Raw genomic sequence first — 18,475 nt, forward strand, 5'->3', positions numbered from 1 at the left:
GAGACCGCCCGTCGTGATTTATTTTCCGCCGAAACGCTAACCGCCTGCGGCGGCTGGGTTCAGTTTACGATCGTAGCGTTTTTTTATCCATACGGTCAGGAAGGGGGCGCACAGAGCGGTAATAATCGTCGAGGCCGCCACCTGCGCCGCCGCCGTCGACGCCAGGTCAGTAAAATGCGGATCGAGCAGCGCGATTGCCGCTGGCGTCGCGACGGCGTTGCCAGAGGTGGTGGATACCGCCGCGCCTGCCACGCCGCTGCCTCCCGTCAGACGATCGGCGAAAATATTAAAAAATCCGCCAATCGCCACCGTCATGAGTCCCAGTAAAATGCCTGAAGAACCTGCCGTGATAAGTCTTGCGAAATCAATACCGTATCCTAACCCAAAGGCAAAAAAGGGAATCGTTACCACGCTGCCCTGTTTAAGAAACTTGCGCATGTCCTCATCCAGATTGCCCAAAATCATGCCAATGATAATGGGAATAATAACCGCCACCAGATTCATAAAGGGTATCGACACCATGCCTGCCGACCCTAACGCCAGCATGGTGAAAAAGGGACCATCGTTCAACGATATTACCGCAATCGCGCCGCCGTCGGTTTCATCGCCGTACTCCCCCACCAACGCGGCATATAACCCACTGTTCGAGTTGGTCATCGCCGAAATAATCGCTAAAGCCGACAGACCTAATAACCCATCCGGGCCGCAAAATTTTCCGACCAGAATGCCAATAATCACGCCGCTGGCAAATTTCGCAAAGGTGATCGCAGCGCCTTTTTTCAACGCTTTCGGCGCGGCTTTAAACTGGATATCTGCGCCCATACAGACTAAAAACATGCCTAAAATCGCCATTGCGCCATGCGAAATAGAGGTGACAAAACCGCCTATTTCCAGCGCCTCCGGCGCAAAAGTTTTAAACAATGCGCCGATGATCAGCGGTACAACCATCATACCACCAGGAAAACGTTCCAGTGTTTTTTTAATTTTCATAGCTTATTCCCAGGAGATAACCGGACAGCTTGTGCTGCCCGATTTGGTATCAGAACGTCGGCGCGATCTTATAAATAGAGAATTCGTTATGACCTAAATCTTCTGATTTAGTCGTTTTCCCGTTCGCGACGCGTAAAATTTCCTGATAAATTTCCTCGCCCATTTGTGTAATAGAAGCCTCGCCAGACATAATGGCGGACACATCAATATCAATATTGTCCTGCATCATTTCCCACGTTGCTTTATTACCCGTAATTTTTATTACCGGCGCTATTGGGTTACCGGCAGGCGTTCCGCGACCGGTAGTAAAAATAACGATCTGCGCTCCACCCGCCACCATGCCGGAAATAGATTCAATATCCTGCCCCGGGGTATCCATAATCCACAGGCCAGGATGCGTTGGGTTATCGGCATATTCCAGTACGCCCTGTAGCGGCGCATGACCCGCTTTATGCATACAGCCTAACGATTTTTCTTCAATGGTAGTCAACCCGCCTTTAATATTGCCCGGCGTCGGCTGTCCCCCGCGAATATCCTCGCCCAGCGCTTTTGCTCGCGCCTCGCAGCCGACCACTAAATCAATAAGCTGTTGACCAACCTCCGGCGTCACCGCGCGTTTCGCCATCACATGCTCGGCGCCAATAAATTCCGTCGTTTCAGAAAGAATTGAGCTTCCGCCACAGCGTATCAGCTTATCCGAGGCGACCCCGCAGGAAGGGTTAGACGCCAGCCCCGATGTCGTATCTGACCCGCCGCACTCCATCGCCAGCAGCAGCTCGCTAACCGGTGCTTGCTGCGGTTTTTGCATGGAGAGTTGTTGCGCATAGTCGCGGGCCAGCGAAATCCCCCTGGCCTGACATTTAAGCGTGCCGCCCTCTTCCTGAATGGTGATGCAGGAGGTCGGTTTGCCAAATGCGGTAATCTCCTCTGCGATGCGTAGCGGCTCCGCGCCTTCACAGCCTAAGCCCACAACCACAATAGCGCCGACGTTGGGATTATTCGCCACATTAATCAATGTCTTTTCCGTCAGACGCGCATCGCCTGCCACCTGGCAGCAGCCAAAATCGTTATTCACCCATGTCGCGCCTTTTACCTGCCGGGCAATATCCTGGGCAACTTTATTCGCACAAACGCTGGTAGGTAAAATCAGTACATAATTACGGATGCCAAAACGGCCGTCAGGGCGGCGGAAACCCAAAAAAGTCTCATTGCTCATAATCATTTTCCCTTGTTTTATATTATTTCCAGTCACCACGTCCGCGTTCGCTTTCCACATTGTGGACGTGCACATAGTCGCCACTTTTTATTTCCTGAGTGGCGCGGCCAATGGATTCGCCATATTTATAAACTTCGCCATGAAAAGGCACATCGCAGATGGCGAATTTGTGGCCAAATGGCACATCCTGATGTAACACAACGCTTATCTCGCGTTCGCCAATGAACATTGTGGCGGTTTCGCCGGCCTTGAGCGCCGTAATAGCCGTCGCGACGCAATCCTGAGGGTGAATCACCACTGCATTTTTTTTCACGATTAACTCCTTTGCTTTAGTCCTGTCTTCCCTAATCAAAAGGCGTGCCATTTTTTAACTGCATGGTTTATATGACTTTATTTTTACAGGCCGATCTGGCGATGACAGGAACTGCGGTAATTTGCCTCAGTCGTGTCGCATTTTGCGTCACCTCCTCATGAACACCTGGCGCGACAAATGTTCTACCCCCTGTTTTGACGTGCGTGTTTGGGCTATGCTATGCGGATCTAAACACCACCTCTAAAGCTACATTTGTAGCTGTATCGAAAACAGGACTACTGGCTGCCATGCAAGAGCAATACCGCCCGGAAGAGATAGAATCCAAAGTACAGCTTCACTGGGATGAGAAGCGCACATTTGAAGTGACCGAAGACGAGAGCAAAGAGAAGTATTACTGCCTGTCGATGCTTCCCTATCCTTCTGGCCGACTACACATGGGCCACGTACGTAACTACACCATCGGCGACGTGGTTGCCCGCTACCAGCGTATGCTGGGCAAAAACGTGCTGCAGCCAATCGGCTGGGACGCCTTCGGCCTGCCGGCGGAAGGCGCGGCGGTGAAGAACAACACCGCGCCGGCGCCGTGGACGTACGACAACATCGCGTACATGAAAAACCAGCTCAAAACGCTGGGTTTTGGCTATGACTGGAGCCGTGAAATCGCGACCTGCACCCCGGAATACTACCGTTGGGAACAGAAATTCTTCACCGAGCTGTATAAAAAAGGCCTGGTGTACAAGAAGACTTCTGCCGTTAACTGGTGCCCGAACGATCAGACCGTTCTCGCCAACGAACAGGTGATCGACGGCTGCTGCTGGCGTTGCGACACCAAAGTTGAGCGTAAAGAGATCCCACAGTGGTTTATCAAAATCACCGCTTACGCAGACGAGCTGTTGCGCGATCTGGATAAGCTGGACCACTGGCCTGATACCGTAAAAACGATGCAGCGCAACTGGATTGGTCGCTCTGAAGGCGTGGAAATCACCTTCGATGTGAAGGGTTACGATAACACCCTGACCGTCTATACCACCCGTCCGGATACCTTTATGGGCGCCACTTACCTGGCGGTGGCCGCCGGTCATCCGCTGGCGCAAAAAGCGGCGGCGAACAACGCCGAGCTGGCGGCGTTCATCGACGAATGCCGTAACACCAAAGTGGCCGAAGCCGAAATGGCGACCATGGAGAAAAAAGGCGTCGACACCGGCTATAAAGCGATTCATCCGTTAACTGGCGAAGAGATCCCGGTCTGGGCGGCAAACTTTGTCCTGATGGAGTACGGCACTGGCGCGGTGATGGCCGTTCCGGGTCACGATCAGCGCGACTACGAATTTGCCTCCAAATATGGTTTGACCATCAAGCCGGTAATTCTGGCCGCTGACGGTTCCGAGCCGGATCTTTCCGAACAGGCGTTGACCGAAAAAGGCGTGCTGTTTAACTCCGGCGAGTTCGACGGCCTGGCCTTTGAAGCGGCGTTTAACGCCATTGCCGATAAACTGGCGGAAAAAGGCGTCGGCGAACGTAAAGTGAACTACCGTCTGCGTGACTGGGGCGTTTCCCGTCAGCGTTACTGGGGCGCGCCGATCCCGATGGTCACCCTGGAAGACGGCACCGTGCTGCCGACGCCGGAAGATCAACTACCGGTTATTTTGCCGGAAGACGTCGTCATGGACGGCATCACCAGCCCGATTAAAGCCGATCCTGAGTGGGCGAAAACCACCGTTAACGGTATGCCGGCGCTGCGTGAAACCGACACCTTCGACACCTTTATGGAATCGTCATGGTACTACGCGCGTTACACCTGCCCGCAGTATCAGGAAGGAATGCTGGATTCGAAAGCGGCAAACTACTGGCTGCCGGTCGACATCTACATCGGCGGTATTGAACATGCCATCATGCACCTGCTCTACTTCCGCTTCTTCCATAAGCTGATGCGCGATGCGGGCATGGTCACCTCTGACGAGCCGGCTAAGCAGTTGCTGTGTCAGGGCATGGTGCTGGCGGATGCGTTCTATTATGTCGGCGAGAACGGCGAACGTAACTGGGTTTCGCCAGTTGACGCTATCGTCGAGCGCGATGAAAAAGGCCGCATCGTCAAAGCAAAAGACGCAGCGGGTCATGAGCTGGTCTACACTGGCATGAGTAAAATGTCCAAGTCGAAAAATAACGGTATCGACCCGCAGGTAATGGTTGAACGTTATGGCGCGGACACGGTACGCCTGTTTATGATGTTCGCTTCTCCGGCGGATATGACTCTGGAATGGCAGGAGTCCGGCGTAGAAGGCGCAAACCGCTTTATTAAACGCGTCTGGAAGCTGGTTTACGAACACACCGCTAAAGGTCCTGTCGCGGCGCTGAACGTCGATGCGCTGAGCGAAGATCAAAAAGCGCTGCGTCGCGATGTGCATAAAACCATTGCCAAAGTGACCGATGATATCGGCCGCCGTCAGACGTTCAACACCGCCATTGCGGCGATCATGGAGTTGATGAACAAACTGGCGAAAGCCCCGCAGGAAGGCGAACAAGACCGCGCACTGCTTCAGGAAGCGCTGCAGGCCGTCGTGCGTATGCTTAACCCGTTCACCCCGCACGTCTGCTTTACCTTGTGGCAGGAACTGGGTGGCGAAGGCGATATCGACAACGCGCCGTGGCCGGTTGCCGACGAGCAGGCAATGGTGGAAAACACCACGCTGGTTGTCGTGCAGGTTAACGGTAAAGTTCGCGGTAAGATCACCGTTGCGGTGAATGCCACCGAAGAACAGGTGCGTGAACGTGCAGGCCAGGAACATCTGGTGGCAAAATATCTTGATGGCGTTACCGTGCGTAAAGTGATTTACGTTCCGGGTAAACTCCTCAATCTGGTTGTTGGCTAAGCGCGGGAGGAAGCGTGCGATATCTGGTAACACTGTTGTTATCTCTGGCGGTGCTGGTCACCGCCGGATGCGGCTGGCATCTGCGTAGCACTACGCAGGTTCCGGCTTCAATGAAAACGATGATCCTCGATTCCGGCGATCCGAACGGTCCGCTAAGTCGTGCGGTACGTAATCAGTTACGGCTGAATAACGTAAACCTGCTTGATAAAGACACAACGCGCAAAGACGTTCCGTCTCTGCGGCTTGGAACGGTGACTATTTCGCAGGATACGGCGTCAGTGTTCCAGGACGGCCAGACGGCGGAATATCAGATGGTGATGACCGTCAATGCCTCGGTATTGATTCCGGGCCATGACATCTATCCTATCAGCACGAAAGTGTACCGTTCGTTCTTCGATAACCCGCAGATGGCGTTGGCGAAGGATAACGAGCAGGCCATGATCGTTCAGGAGATGTACGACAAAGCCGCTGAACAGCTGATTCGTAAGCTGACCAGCGTCCGCGCGGCGGATATTCAGGCGACGAAAGAGGAGGCTACCGCCGACAATGAGATGGCGGCGCCCGCCTCTACGCCAGCACGCGTCTCCACTACGCTGAGTAACTAATGATCAGGTTGTATCCTGAACAACTCCGCGCGCAGCTCAACGAAGGGCTGCGTGCGGCATATCTGCTATTGGGCAACGATCCGCTGCTGCTGCAGGAAAGTCAGGACGCTATTCGTCTGGCGGCTGCGTCGCAAGGCTTCGAAGAGCACCACGCTTTTACTCTCGATCCCAGTACCGACTGGGGATCGCTTTTCTCACTCTGCCAGGCGATGAGCCTGTTCGCCAGCCGTCAAACGCTGGTGCTGCAACTGCCGGAAAACGGGCCTAACGCGGCAATGAATGAGCAACTCGCCACGCTGAGCGAGCTGCTGCATGACGACCTGTTATTAATAGTACGCGGAAACAAGCTCACCAAAGCGCAGGAAAACGCCGCCTGGTATACCGCACTGGCAGACCGTAGCGTTCAGGTCAGTTGTCAGACGCCGGAGCAGGCGCAGCTTCCCCGCTGGGTGGCCGCCAGAGCGAAAGCACAGAATTTGCAACTGGATGACGCCGCGAACCAACTGCTGTGCTATTGCTATGAGGGCAATCTGTTGGCGCTGGCGCAGGCGCTGGAACGACTGTCGCTGCTTTGGCCTGACGGTAAGTTAACGCTTCCTCGCGTGGAGCAGGCCGTCAATGACGCCGCCCACTTTACCCCTTTCCACTGGGTGGATGCGTTACTGATGGGGAAAAGCAAACGCGCGCTGCATATCCTGCAACAGCTACGCCTTGAAGGCAGCGAACCGGTTATTCTGCTGCGCACCCTCCAGCGAGAGCTGCTGCTACTGGTAAATCTCAAACGTCAGTCCGCGCATACGCCGTTACGCGCGCTGTTTGATAAACACCGGGTCTGGCAAAACCGTCGCCCCATGATCGGCGACGCGTTGCAGCGTCTCCATCCTGCGCAGCTTCGCCAGGCCGTGCAGTTACTGACGCGTACAGAAATTACGCTCAAACAGGATTATGGTCAGTCGGTATGGGCAGATCTTGAAGGGCTGTCGCTCCTGCTCTGCCATAAGGCGCTGGCAGACGTATTTATTGATGGGTGATATGAAATCGTTACAGGCTTTATTCGGCGGCACCTTTGATCCAGTGCATTATGGACATCTTAAACCTGTTGAGACGCTGGCGAATCTGATCGGCTTATCGCGGGTGATTATTATGCCTAACAATGTGCCGCCGCATCGCCCCCAGCCGGAAGCCTCCAGCGCGCAGCGTAAATATATGCTGGAGCTGGCTATCGCCGATAAGCCGCTTTTTACGCTGGATGAACGCGAGCTACAGCGAAACGCGCCCTCTTACACTGCGCAAACGCTGAAAGCATGGCGCGAAGAACAGGGTCCCGAAGCGCCGCTGGCGTTTATTATCGGCCAGGACTCGCTGCTTAACTTCCCCACCTGGCATGATTACGACACCATCCTTGATAACACTCACCTGATCGTTTGTCGTCGTCCGGGCTATCCCCTTGAAATGACGCAGGCGCAACACCAGCAGTGGCTGGAACAACATCTGACCCATACGCCGGACGATCTACACCAGTTGCCAGCCGGTAAAATTTACCTGGCGGAAACGCCCTGGCTCAATATCTCCGCAACCCTCATCCGCGAACGGCTGGAAAAAGGCGAATCCTGCGACGATCTGTTGCCGGAAAACGTGCTGAACTACATCAATCAGCAGGGGTTATACCGGTAAGCACATTGCGCAGCGCCGCCAGCAGACGCTCGTTTTGCGCAGCGCTGCGTATCGCCACACGATAATAGCGGCTGTCCAGCCCCGGGTAGTTAGCGCAGCTACGAATTAAAATCCGCTGCGTCAGCAACCGCCGCTGCAGGTCAATATCCTCTCGCTCACAGCGTAACAACAGATAGTTTGCCCGCCCGGGATAGACCGTCAGCAGGGGGAGCTGACAAAGCGCCTGATAAAACCGGGCGCCCTCCTCCCGTAACCAATGCCAGGTCGCCTGTTGCCAGGCGCTATCCTGTAACGCTACCTCACCGGCAAGCGCCGCCAGCGCGTTAACCGACCACGGCATTTGTTGGCGACGCATCCGCGCCACCGCCGCGTCATCGCTATTGACGAGATATCCCAACCGCAGGCCGGGAATGGCATAAAATTTGGTCAGCGAACGCAGCACCCAGATATGCGGATTATCTTTAAGAGCAGGAATAAAGCCCGTCTCATGCGGAATAAAATCGATAAACGCTTCATCCAGGATCAGGTTAATGTTCAGCGACTTGCAGCGATCGACAATGGCCTGTAATAACTGCCGCTCCGGCAGCAGGCCGGTAGGATTATTGGGCGTACACAGAAACAGGCAGTCCAGATCGGGCGTCAACGCCTCGAGAATGGCATCGGTAAGCTGCCAGCCATCCGCTTCGCGTAGAGACCAGCGACGAATTTCACAGCCACTTTGCGCCAGCGCCCGGCCATACTCCGCGAAACCTGGCGTGACAATCATTGCACGACGCGGTTTAAGACCGCTCGCCACGGTAAAGATTGACTCCGTCTCGCCATTTCCCGCCAGTATCCACGATGCCGGCACCTGATGATGACGCGCCAGCGCCTGGTGCAAATGAAAATAATCGGCGTCCGGGTAGCGCTCAATGCAGTCCAGATTGTCGATAAGCGCGCGTTTCACGCTGACAGGCATACCCAGCGGATTAATGTTTGCGCTAAAATCCAGTAACTGGTCAGGCGAGATGCCCAACACCGTCGCGGCTTCCCGAATATTACCGCCATGCGCGCTGTTGAATAACGCCATTATGCCTCCGGCCAAAAAACGCTATTTTAGTGAAAAAAACGTTGCGCAATCAGGGGCATTATCATGTTTTGCGCATTTAACCTCATGAGGAATACCATGCGATTGTGGCTGGTGCGTCATGGCGAAACCGAGGCCAATGTCGCCGGGTTGTATAGCGGACATGCTCCCACGCCGTTAACGGAAAAAGGGATTGGCCAGGCGAAAACGCTACATACTTTATTGCGCCACGCGCCATTTGACCGGGTGTTATGCAGCGAGCTGGAGCGCGCGCGCCATACCGCCCGGCTCGTACTGGAGGGCCGGGATGTGCCGCAACACATCTTACCTGAGCTTAATGAGATGTACTTCGGCGACTGGGAAATGCGCCATCACCGCGACCTCACCCATGAAGATGCCGAAAGCTATGCCGCCTGGTGTACGGACTGGCAGAATGCGGTTCCGACCAATGGCGAGGGTTTTCAGGCTTTTACCCGGCGCGTAGAGCGCTTTATCTCGCGACTCGACGCGTTCAGCGATTGCCAGAACCTGCTGATCGTCAGCCATCAGGGCGTACTCAGCCTGTTGATTGCCCGTCTGCTCGCAATGCCCGCCGCCTCGCTATGGCATTTCCGGGTAGAACAGGGATGCTGGAGCGCAATCGACATATGCGAAGGGTTCGCCACCCTGAAAGTATTAAATAGTCGTGCCGTCTGGCGGCCTGAGTGATGAATTTTCCGTTTTTTCTCGCCGCAGCGGTTTCGCCCATTGACAGCCCCCGACAGGCTGTTATTCTCCGCAGCCAGGCTTTTTTCACCTTGCAGAGCTTTGCAGAAATTGTTTTACAAAAATGGCGATGCTTTCTGTGACGTGGGATGGGATGATAATCTGGTTTTAAACGCCGATCCGGCGACATAAGTCCCGGTATCGCCGCTGATTCAGGTATACTACACGGCGTCCCGCCGGAAGGTTAGCGTTAACTCGCAACGCCTTACCGGTCCAGCCTGTTGGCCTTTTTTCTATCGTTATAACGCAATTATTCACCCAGGGGGAAAACTTGCAGGGTAAAGCACTCCAGGATTTTGTTATCGACAAAATTGATGACCTGAAAGGTCAGGACATCATCGCCTTAGATGTTCAGGGTAAATCCAGTATCACCGACTGTATGATTATTTGTACCGGCACCTCCAGCCGTCACGTTATGTCTATTGCCGACCACGTGGTGCAGTCGTCGCGCGCGGCCGGTATGCTGCCGTTGGGCGTCGAAGGCGAAAATGCGGCTGACTGGATTGTCGTCGATCTGGGCGATGTGATTGTGCATGTCATGCAGGAAGAAAGTCGCCGCCTGTATGAACTGGAAAAACTCTGGAGTTAATGCGTGAAGCTGCAACTTGTCGCTGTCGGCACGAAGATGCCCGACTGGGTTCAAACGGGATTTACGGAATATCTGCGTCGTTTTCCGAAAGATATGCCCTTTGAGCTGATCGAAATCCCTGCGGGCAAACGCGGCAAGAACGCGGATATCAAACGCATTCTCGACAAAGAGGGCGAGCAGATGCTGGCCGCCGCCGGTAAGAATCGCATTGTTACCCTGGATATTCCAGGCAAGCCGTGGGATACGCCGCAGTTAGCCAACGAGCTGGAGCGCTGGAAACAGGACGGGCGCGACGTCAGTTTGCTGATTGGCGGCCCGGAAGGATTATCTGCCGCCTGCAAAGCGGCAGCGGAACAGAGCTGGTCGCTCTCGGCGTTAACGCTCCCTCACCCGCTGGTTCGGGTTCTGGTTGCGGAGAGTTTGTACCGGGCGTGGAGCATCACAACCAACCACCCTTATCACCGTGAGTGATCGTGAAGTCTTGAGAAGATTAAGCAGCGGATGAAACGACAAAATTCTTTTCGTGACTATACGGCTGAGTCCGCACTGTTTGTGCGTCGGGCGCTGGTCGCCTTTTTGGGTATTTTGCTGCTGACCGGCGTACTGATCGCCAATTTGTATAATCTGCAAATTCTCCGTTTTACCGATTACCAGACCCGCTCGAACGAAAACCGTATCAAGCTGGTGCCAATTGCGCCAAGCCGCGGGATAATCTACGACCGTAACGGCATTCCCCTTGCGCTGAACCGCACTATCTATCAGATTGAAATGATGCCGGAAAAGGTGGATAACGTTCAGCAAACGCTGGATGCGCTACGCAGTGTGGTCGATTTAAACGACGACGATATCGCCGCCTTTAAAAAAGAGCGCGCCCGATCCCATCGCTTTACTTCTATTCCGGTGAAAACAAACCTGACGGAAGTTCAGGTCGCGCGCTTTGCTGTCAACCAGTACCGTTTTCCGGGCGTCGAAGTCAAAGGCTATAAACGCCGCTATTATCCATACGGATCGGCGCTGACCCACGTTATCGGCTACGTATCGAAAATCAATGATAAAGACGTCGAGCGTCTCGACAGAGAAAACAAACTGGCGAACTACGCCGCCACTCATGACATCGGCAAGCTGGGCATTGAGCGCTACTATGAAGATATTCTGCATGGGCAAACCGGTTATGAAGAGGTTGAAGTCAACAACCGCGGCCGCGTTATTCGCCAGCTTAAAGAGGTGCCGCCGCAGGCCGGACACGATATCTACCTGACGCTGGATCTCAAGCTCCAGCAGTATATTGAAACGCTGCTGGCAGGCAGTCGCGCGGCGGTGATTGTCACCGATCCGCGTACCGGCGGCGTGCTATCGCTGGTCTCCATGCCAAGTTACGACCCTAACCTTTTCGTGGACGGCATCTCCAGCAAAGATTACTCCGGGCTGCTTAACGACCCGAACACGCCATTAGTGAACCGCGCGACTCAGGGTGTCTACCCACCCGCTTCTACCGTTAAGCCTTACGTCGCCGTATCGGCGTTAAGCGCTGGCGTCATCACCCGTAACACCAGTCTTTTCGACCCTGGCTGGTGGCAGTTGCCGGGGTCTGAGAAACGCTACCGCGACTGGAAAAAATGGGGCCACGGGCATCTGAATATCACCAAATCCCTTGAAGAGTCGGCAGATACCTTCTTCTATCAGGTGGCCTATGACATGGGGATCGATCGCCTGTCGGAATGGATGGGTAAGTTCGGCTATGGTCACTATACCGGAATTGATCTCGCAGAAGAGCGCTCTGGTAATATGCCGACCCGCGAGTGGAAACAGAAACGCTTTAAAAAACCGTGGTATCAGGGCGATACGATTCCGGTGGGCATCGGCCAGGGTTACTGGACAGCGACGCCAATTCAGATGAGTAAGGCGCTGATGATCCTTATTAACGACGGTGTAGTTAAAGTCCCGCACCTGTTAATGAGCACCGCGGAAAACGGTAAACAGGTGCCGTGGGTACAGCCGCATGAGCCGCCGGTGGGCGATATTCACTCCGGCTACTGGGAAATTGCGAAAGATGGCATGTATGGCGTCGCCAACCGCCCTAACGGCACGGCGCATAAATATTTTGCCAGCGCGCCCTATAAAATCGCGGCGAAGTCGGGCACCGCGCAGGTCTTTGGCCTGAAGGCCAACGAAACGTACAATGCGCATAAAATCGCCGAGCGCCTGCGCGACCATAAATTGATGACCGCCTTTGCGCCGTATAACAATCCCCAGGTCGCCGTCGCGATCATCCTTGAAAACGGCGGCGCAGGCCCGGCAGTAGGCACGATCATGCGCCAAATCCTTGATCACATCATGCTGGGCGACAACAACACCCATTTGCCTGCGGAAAACCCGGTGGTTGCAGCGGCGGAGGACCAATAATCATGACGGATAATCCGAACAAAAAAACCTTCTGGGATAAAATTCATATCGATCCCACGATGTTACTTATTCTGCTGGCGTTACTGGTTTACAGCGCGTTGGTCATCTGGAGCGCCAGCGGCCAGGACATCGGCATGATGGAGCGTAAAATCGGTCAGATTGCGATGGGGCTGGTGGTCATGGTGGTGATGGCGCAGATCCCGCCGCGCGTGTATGAAGGCTGGGCGCCCTATCTCTATATCATTTGTATCATTTTGCTGGTCGCCGTTGATGCCTTCGGCGCAATATCCAAAGGCGCGCAGCGCTGGCTCGATCTGGGAATCGTTCGCTTTCAGCCTTCGGAAATAGCCAAAATCGCCGTGCCGCTGATGGTCGCCCGCTTTATTAACCGCGACGTCTGCCCGCCCTCGCTGAAAAATACCGCCATCGCCCTGGTATTAATCTTTATGCCTACCCTGCTGGTCGCCGCCCAGCCGGACCTGGGGACGTCTATTCTGGTCGCCCTTTCCGGTCTCTTTGTCCTATTTTTGTCTGGTCTGAGCTGGCGCTTAATTGGGGTCGCCATTGTATTGATCGCTGCATTTATTCCTATTTTGTGGTTTTTCCTGATGCACGATTACCAACGCCAGCGCGTCATGATGCTCCTTGATCCGGAGACCGATCCGCTGGGCGCGGGCTATCATATTATTCAGTCTAAAATCGCCATTGGCTCAGGCGGCCTGCGCGGTAAAGGCTGGCTCCACGGCACCCAGTCGCAGCTGGAGTTTTTACCCGAACGCCATACCGACTTTATCTTCGCGGTACTGGCGGAAGAGCTCGGTCTGGTGGGCATCCTGATTCTGCTCGCGCTCTATATTTTGCTAATAATGCGCGGCTTGTGGATTGCCGCCAGAGCGCAAACTACATTTGGTCGCGTGATGGCTGGCGGATTAATGTTAATATTATTCGTTTATGTCTTCGTAAATATTGGTATGGTGAGCGGTATTCTGCCTGTGGTTGGAGTACCTTTACCCCTGGTCAGCTACGGGGGCTCCGCACTGATTGTGCTGATGGCCGGGTTCGGGATTGTGATGTCGATCCACACCCACAGAAAAATGTTGTCGAAAAGCGTATAAGGGGTGCGCAATGCGTAAGCAGTTGCCTGTAATCTGCGTCGCGGCAGGGATAGTACTACTCGCGGCATGTACTAATGACGGCGGTCAGCAGCAAACCACCGTCGCGCCGCAACCTGCGGTATGTAATGGTCCGACTGTGGAAATCAGCGGAGCGGAACCGCGTTATGAACCTCTGAATCCGACCGCAAACCAGGATTATCAGCGTGACGGTAAAAGTTATAAAATCGTTCAGGACCCGTCCCGCTTTAGCCAGGCTGGCCTGGCCGCTATTTATGATGCGGAACCCGGCAGTAATTTAACCGCCTCCGGGGAGATGTTCGATCCGATGCAGCTTACCGCCGCCCATCCGACACTGCCTATCCCCAGCTATGCGCGAATCACCAACCTGGCCAACGGTCGCATGATCGTCGTGCGTATTAACGATCGCGGCCCCTATGGCACCGATCGGGTCATCTCCCTGTCCCGCGCGGCGGCGGATCGTCTGAATACCTCGAATAATACTAAAGTACGGATTGACCCCATTATCGTGGCGCCGGATGGTTCGCTCTCCGGCCCGGGGATGGCCTGTACGACGGTGGCGAAACAGACCTACGCTCTGCCCCCGCGCCCTGATTTAAGCGGCGGAATGGGAAGCGCCTCTTCAGCGCCTGCGCAACCGCAAGGCGACGTTCTTCCGGTCAGTAATTCCACGTTGAAAAGTGACGATACCACCGGTGCGCCGGTGAGCAGTAGCGGCTTCCTCGGCGCGCCGACTACGCTGGCGCCTGGCGTGCTGGAGAGTAATGAACCGACGCCGACACCACAGACAGCGCCGGTTTCCGCGCCGGTGACGGCTCCAGCGACTGCGACGCCGGTAAGCGCGCCTGCCGCCGCAGCCCCGGTATCTACCCCGGTGAGCGCGCCTGCCGCCGCGGCGAGCGGTCGTTTCGTCGTCCAGGTCGGCGCCGTCAGCGATCAAACGCGCGCGCAGCAGTACCAACAGCGTTTAAGCCAGCAGTTCAGCGTACCAGGACGCGTAATACAAAACGGCGCGGTCTGGCGTATTCAACTGGGGCCTTTTGCCAGTAAAGCCGAAGCCAGCGCGTTACAGCAACGTTTGCAAACAGAAGCACAATTACAGTCCTTTATCGCCAGCGCGCAGTAACCGATCGCAGGTATCTGTACTGTCAATTTCTGTAAATGACATTAACAAAGTCACGCGGAAAGTCAGATGCCTGCCAGTTATGCTTTTGCTATAGTAGGGCTCTTTTTTTAATTTCATCACGGACGTCGTAGTTCAGACCATGAAGACCACTTTTTCCGCTCGTTTTATGCAGCGCATGGCGCTCACCACGGCGCTTTGTGCCGCGTTTATCTCAACCGCACATGCCGATGACCTGAATATCAAAACTATGATCCCGGGCGTTCCGCAGATCGATGCGGAATCCTACATCCTGATCGACTACAACTCCGGTAAAGTTCTGGCGGAACAAAACGCCGACGAACGTCGCGACCCGGCGAGTCTGACGAAGATGATGACCAGTTACGTCATCGGACAGGCAATGAAAGCGGGTAAATTTAAAGAAACCGACCTGGTTACCGTCGGTAATGATGCCTGGGCCACCGGCAATCCGGTATTTAAAGGCTCCTCGCTGATGTTCCTCAAGCCGGGAATGCAGGTACCGGTCTCTCAGTTGATACGCGGCATCAATCTGCAATCCGGCAATGACGCCTGTGTGGCGATGGCTGATTTCGCCGCCGGTAGCCAGGATGCTTTCGTCGGGCTGATGAACAGCTATGTGAACGCGTTGGGGCTGAAAAATACCCACTTCCAGACCGTACACGGCCTGGACGCCGACGGACAATACAGTTCAGCTCGCGATATGGCGCTGATTGGTCAGGCGTTAATTCGCGATGTGCCTAACGAATATGCCGTTTATAAAGAAAAAGAGTTCACCTTTAACGGCATTCGCCAGTTAAACCGTAACGGTCTGCTGTGGGATAACAGCCTGAATGTGGACGGCATCAAAACCGGCCATACCAGCAAAGCGGGCTATAATCTGGTCGCTTCCGCAACCGAAGGCCAGATGCGATTGATTTCCGCCGTGATGGGCGGACGGACCTATAAAGGCCGTGAAACAGAAAGCAAAAAACTGCTGACGTGGGGCTTCCGTTTCTTTGAAACCGTTAATCCGCTGAAGGCTGGTAAAGAGTTCGCTTCTGAACCCGCCTGGTTTGGTAATACCGATCGCGCCTCGCTGGGCGTCGATAAAGACGTTTACCTGACGATCCCTCGCGGTCGCATGAAAGATTTGAAAGCGAGCTATGTACTGAATACCGCAGAACTGCACGCGCCGCTGCAGAAAAACCAGGTGGTCGGCACCATCAACTTCCAGCTGGACGGTAAAACCATCGAGCAGCGTCCGCTGGTCGTACTGCAAGAGATCCCGGAAGGGAACTTCTTCGGTAAAATCATTGATTACATTAAATTAATGTTCCATCACTGGTTTGGATAAAAATTGAACGCTTGAAAGTGTAATTTTCGTCCCCATATACTATGCATCAGTAAAACTCCCGCCCTGTGGCGGGAGTTGTTATTTTTTTACGTAATGCCGGAGCTGACATGAAAACCAAACTTAACGAACTGCTTGAATTCCCTACGCCATTTACTTACAAAGTAATGGGGCAGGCGTTACCTGAGCTGGTTGATCAGGTGGTTGAAGTGGTACAGCGCCATGCGCCTGGTGATTACTCTCCGACGGTAAAACCGAGCAGCAAAGGCAACTACCACTCGGTCTCTATCACCATTAATGCCACCCATATTGAACAGGTTGAAACGCTGTACGAAGAACTGGGCAATATTGATATCGTGCGAATGGTATTGTAATACATCCTGACGGTTACCCGGTCTTATCCGGGTAACTCCCCGCCTCCCCCGCTGTGATATACTTTCCTCTCTTTTTTTCATTCTCTACGGAGATGCCGTTTTGTATCAGGATAAAATCCTTGTCCGCCAGCTCGGCCTTCAGCCCTATGAAGCTATCTCTCAGGCCATGCATAACTTTACCGATATGCGCGATGAAAACAGCCATGATGAAATCTGGTTGGTTGAGCATTACCCGGTGTTTACCCAGGGCCAGGCCGGTAAAGCGGAACATATATTGATGCCTGGCGATATTCCCGTTGTGCAGAGCGATCGTGGAGGACAGGTGACCTATCATGGTCCGGGCCAACAGGTAATGTACGTTTTACTTAACCTGAAACGACGTAAACTGGGCGTGCGTGATTTAGTCACCCTACTTGAACAGACCGTGGTGAATACGCTGGCTGAAATTGGTATTGAGGCGCATCCGCGCGCCGATGCGCCGGGCGTCTATGTGGGTGAAAAGAAAATCTGCTCGCTGGGTTTACGTATCCGTCGCGGCTGCTCATTCCACGGTTTAGCGCTAAACGTTAACATGGATCTTTCTCCTTTCCTACGCATCAACCCGTGTGGTTATGCCGGCATGGAAATGGCTAAAATAACGCAGTGGAAGGAAGACGCTACCACGGATAATATTGCGCCCCGCTTGCTGGCGAATATTTTAGCTCTGCTAAATAATCCACCGTATGAATATATTGCTGCTTAATGCGTAAAATATAATGGCCCAAGAAATTTATGGGTCATTAATCATATATGATTTGAATGCTTTACTTCTCCCCCCGCTTTCTATATTTTCGTTATATCCCTGCTGTAGCCGCCAGGCGGCATGGCCTCTTCAGTCCTCATGATGAGGAATTTTCCGTGAACAAAATCCCGGCCTTGCTGTTACTTATCTTATTGAAATGACTAAAAATACATTCATAAGAGTAATTTTAAAACCAACCCATAAATGCAAAATATACTATTTCATCTATTATTCATAATACGAATGAATTCGGAGCCAGAGCGTGAGTGATAATAATCAGGCAGAAAGACAACCGGCCGATCAACACCTACAGGACAAACCGCAAATTTTCAGAACACTGAGAAATATTGACCTCAATCTGTTGACGATTTTCGAGGCCGTATATGTCCATAAAGGGATCGTCAATGCAGCGAAAATTCTTAACCTGACGCCGTCAGCCATTAGCCAGTCCATTCAAAAATTAAGGACTATATTTCCCGATCCGCTGTTTATTCGCAAAGGCCAGGGCGTAACGCCCACGACGTATGCTACGCATCTGCACGAATACATCAGCCAGGGGCTGGAATCTATTCTTGGCGCCCTGGATCTTACGGGCAGCTATGATAAGCAACGCACCATTACAATTGGCACGACGCCTTCGGTCGGCGCGCTAGTGATGCCGATTATTTACCAGGCCATCAGGCCGCGTTATCCTCAGCTTTTGCTGCGCAACATTCCGATAGACGATGCCGAAAGCCAGCTTAGTCAGTTTCAGACCGATCTCATTATCAATACCCATAGCTATAACAACCGGAGCATCCAGCATCACGTCCTGTTTAGCGATACGCTTGAGATTGTCTGCCGCCAGCATCACCCGTGTCTGGCGAACGCCATTACTGAAGAGAGACTGAACAGCGCGGATCACACCTTTCTGATGCTGGAGGGACAACATCTTTCCCTGCTGCGCCAGCGACTGCAGGAGACATTTCCCGATCAGCAAATCAGTTTTAGCAGCTACAATATTTTTACCATTGCCTCGCTGATCGCCAGCAGCGATCTGCTGGGACTGATGCCCACCCGCTTCTACGACTTATTTAGCCGCTGCTGGCCGCTTGAGCGCCTTCCCTACGCGCCGGTGAATAGTGAACAGGTCGAGTTCTCGCTGCATTACAATAAACTGAGTCTGCGCGATCCGGTGCTGGAGAACGTCATTGATATCATTCGTGAGGCGTTCTGACAAAAA

General features: G+C 53.7%; 18 protein-coding genes. 14 read left to right on the forward strand and 4 right to left on the reverse strand.

Annotated features, from left to right (window positions below; translation table 11 throughout):
- Positions 1-36 precede the first annotated feature (36 nt).
- Genes ACLJQD_RS17030 through ACLJQD_RS17040 form a run of 3 tightly spaced genes read right to left on the reverse strand, consistent with a single transcriptional unit; the run spans position 37 to position 2,570 of the window.
- Entirely contained in the window at positions 37-990 is a 954-nt protein-coding gene (locus ACLJQD_RS17030) for a 2-keto-3-deoxygluconate permease (protein ID WP_000694477.1), read from the reverse strand.
- 49 nt (positions 991-1,039) lie between these two features.
- Positions 1,040-2,212, reverse strand: a complete 1,173-nt coding sequence (locus ACLJQD_RS17035; protein WP_023242766.1) for a UxaA family hydrolase — start codon at positions 2,210-2,212, stop codon at positions 1,040-1,042.
- A 16-nt stretch (positions 2,213-2,228) separates the two neighbouring features.
- Complete coding sequence (locus ACLJQD_RS17040) at positions 2,229-2,570, reverse strand: UxaA family hydrolase (RefSeq protein ID WP_001574029.1); 342 nt, start codon at positions 2,568-2,570, stop codon at positions 2,229-2,231.
- A 236-nt stretch (positions 2,571-2,806) separates the two neighbouring features.
- On the opposite strand from ACLJQD_RS17040, the gene leuS reads away from it, so the two are divergent.
- The 4 genes from leuS to nadD are packed head-to-tail and all read left to right on the forward strand — an operon-like array spanning position 2,807 to position 7,668.
- The gene (leuS, locus tag ACLJQD_RS17045; protein WP_001157917.1) at positions 2,807-5,389 is read left to right on the forward strand and encodes a leucine--tRNA ligase; all 2,583 of its coding nucleotides are present in this window, start codon (positions 2,807-2,809) and stop codon (positions 5,387-5,389) included.
- 14 nt (positions 5,390-5,403) lie between these two features.
- Positions 5,404-5,994 carry an LPS assembly lipoprotein LptE gene (lptE, locus tag ACLJQD_RS17050; RefSeq protein ID WP_017441662.1) on the forward strand — a complete coding sequence of 197 codons (591 nt, stop codon included), beginning with the start codon at positions 5,404-5,406 and terminating at the stop codon, positions 5,992-5,994.
- Positions 5,994-7,025 (forward strand): DNA polymerase III subunit delta, encoded by a 1,032-nt coding sequence (holA, locus tag ACLJQD_RS17055; RefSeq protein ID WP_000620491.1) that lies wholly within the window; start codon positions 5,994-5,996, stop codon positions 7,023-7,025. Before lptE ends, holA begins: the two co-directional genes overlap by 1 nt.
- A 1-nt stretch (position 7,026) precedes the next feature.
- A complete protein-coding gene (nadD, locus tag ACLJQD_RS17060) occupies positions 7,027-7,668 on the forward strand; it encodes a nicotinate-nucleotide adenylyltransferase (protein ID WP_001518902.1) in 642 nt (213 codons plus the stop codon).
- Here the strand turns inward: nadD and cobD are convergent.
- Entirely contained in the window at positions 7,643-8,737 is a 1,095-nt protein-coding gene (gene cobD, locus ACLJQD_RS17065; RefSeq protein WP_017441661.1) for a threonine-phosphate decarboxylase CobD, read from the reverse strand. The two genes, nadD and cobD, sit on opposite strands and share 26 nt — an antisense overlap.
- Positions 8,738-8,833: 96 nt before the next feature.
- On the opposite strand from cobD, the gene ACLJQD_RS17070 reads away from it, so the two are divergent.
- From ACLJQD_RS17070 to ACLJQD_RS17115, 10 genes are all read left to right on the forward strand, one after another.
- Positions 8,834-9,442 (forward strand): adenosylcobalamin/alpha-ribazole phosphatase, encoded by a 609-nt coding sequence (locus ACLJQD_RS17070; RefSeq protein WP_001241922.1) that lies wholly within the window; start codon positions 8,834-8,836, stop codon positions 9,440-9,442.
- A gap of 328 nt (positions 9,443-9,770) precedes the next feature.
- On the forward strand, positions 9,771-10,088 hold the full coding sequence (rsfS, locus tag ACLJQD_RS17075) for a ribosome silencing factor (protein ID WP_001161670.1): 318 nt from the start codon (positions 9,771-9,773) through the stop codon (positions 10,086-10,088).
- 3 nt (positions 10,089-10,091) lie between these two features.
- Positions 10,092-10,559, forward strand: coding sequence for a 23S rRNA (pseudouridine(1915)-N(3))-methyltransferase RlmH (gene rlmH, locus ACLJQD_RS17080; protein ID WP_410967627.1), 468 nt, complete (start codon positions 10,092-10,094; stop codon positions 10,557-10,559).
- Between the two features lie 30 nt (positions 10,560-10,589).
- Positions 10,590-12,491 (forward strand): peptidoglycan DD-transpeptidase MrdA, encoded by a 1,902-nt coding sequence (mrdA, locus tag ACLJQD_RS17085; protein ID WP_000828700.1) that lies wholly within the window; start codon positions 10,590-10,592, stop codon positions 12,489-12,491.
- Between the two features lie 2 nt (positions 12,492-12,493).
- Entirely contained in the window at positions 12,494-13,606 is a 1,113-nt protein-coding gene (mrdB, locus tag ACLJQD_RS17090) for a peptidoglycan glycosyltransferase MrdB (RefSeq protein WP_000131713.1), read from the forward strand.
- Between the two features lie 10 nt (positions 13,607-13,616).
- Positions 13,617-14,750, forward strand: coding sequence for an endolytic peptidoglycan transglycosylase RlpA (rlpA, locus tag ACLJQD_RS17095; protein WP_017441660.1), 1,134 nt, complete (start codon positions 13,617-13,619; stop codon positions 14,748-14,750).
- A gap of 139 nt (positions 14,751-14,889) precedes the next feature.
- Positions 14,890-16,101 (forward strand): D-alanyl-D-alanine carboxypeptidase DacA, encoded by a 1,212-nt coding sequence (dacA, locus tag ACLJQD_RS17100; protein WP_000858711.1) that lies wholly within the window; start codon positions 14,890-14,892, stop codon positions 16,099-16,101.
- A gap of 107 nt (positions 16,102-16,208) precedes the next feature.
- Positions 16,209-16,472 (forward strand): DUF493 family protein YbeD, encoded by a 264-nt coding sequence (gene ybeD, locus ACLJQD_RS17105; RefSeq protein WP_000850547.1) that lies wholly within the window; start codon positions 16,209-16,211, stop codon positions 16,470-16,472.
- 100 nt (positions 16,473-16,572) lie between these two features.
- Entirely contained in the window at positions 16,573-17,214 is a 642-nt protein-coding gene (gene lipB / locus ACLJQD_RS17110; protein WP_000284009.1) for a lipoyl(octanoyl) transferase LipB, read from the forward strand.
- Between the two features lie 301 nt (positions 17,215-17,515).
- Positions 17,516-18,469, forward strand: a complete 954-nt coding sequence (locus ACLJQD_RS17115; RefSeq protein WP_017441659.1) for a YbeF family transcriptional regulator — start codon at positions 17,516-17,518, stop codon at positions 18,467-18,469.
- The last annotated feature ends 6 nt before the right edge of the window (positions 18,470-18,475 follow it).

It is taken from the genome of Salmonella sp. SAL04214 (genome assembly GCF_046550615.1).
GTDB lineage: Bacteria > Pseudomonadota > Gammaproteobacteria > Enterobacterales > Enterobacteriaceae > Salmonella > Salmonella enterica.

Bases quoted from the DNA above. Each gene is read 5' to 3' on its own strand.
- ACLJQD_RS17030 (WP_000694477.1), bottom strand. From the start codon at position 990: ATGAAAATTAAAAAAACACTGGAACGTTTTCCTGGTGGTATGATGGTT.
- ACLJQD_RS17035 (WP_023242766.1), bottom strand. From the start codon at position 2,212: ATGATTATGAGCAATGAGACTTTTTTGGGTTTCCGCCGCCCTGACGGC.
- ACLJQD_RS17040 (WP_001574029.1), bottom strand. From the start codon at position 2,570: ATGGCACGCCTTTTGATTAGGGAAGACAGGACTAAAGCAAAGGAGTTA.
- leuS (WP_001157917.1), top strand. From the start codon at position 2,807: ATGCAAGAGCAATACCGCCCGGAAGAGATAGAATCCAAAGTACAGCTT.
- holA (WP_000620491.1), top strand. From the start codon at position 5,994: ATGATCAGGTTGTATCCTGAACAACTCCGCGCGCAGCTCAACGAAGGG.
- nadD (WP_001518902.1), top strand. From the start codon at position 7,027: ATGAAATCGTTACAGGCTTTATTCGGCGGCACCTTTGATCCAGTGCAT.
- cobD (WP_017441661.1), bottom strand. From the start codon at position 8,737: ATGGCGTTATTCAACAGCGCGCATGGCGGTAATATTCGGGAAGCCGCG.
- ACLJQD_RS17070 (WP_001241922.1), top strand. From the start codon at position 8,834: ATGCGATTGTGGCTGGTGCGTCATGGCGAAACCGAGGCCAATGTCGCC.
- mrdA (WP_000828700.1), top strand. From the start codon at position 10,590: ATGAAACGACAAAATTCTTTTCGTGACTATACGGCTGAGTCCGCACTG.
- mrdB (WP_000131713.1), top strand. From the start codon at position 12,494: ATGACGGATAATCCGAACAAAAAAACCTTCTGGGATAAAATTCATATC.
- rlpA (WP_017441660.1), top strand. From the start codon at position 13,617: ATGCGTAAGCAGTTGCCTGTAATCTGCGTCGCGGCAGGGATAGTACTA.
- dacA (WP_000858711.1), top strand. From the start codon at position 14,890: ATGAAGACCACTTTTTCCGCTCGTTTTATGCAGCGCATGGCGCTCACC.
- ybeD (WP_000850547.1), top strand. From the start codon at position 16,209: ATGAAAACCAAACTTAACGAACTGCTTGAATTCCCTACGCCATTTACT.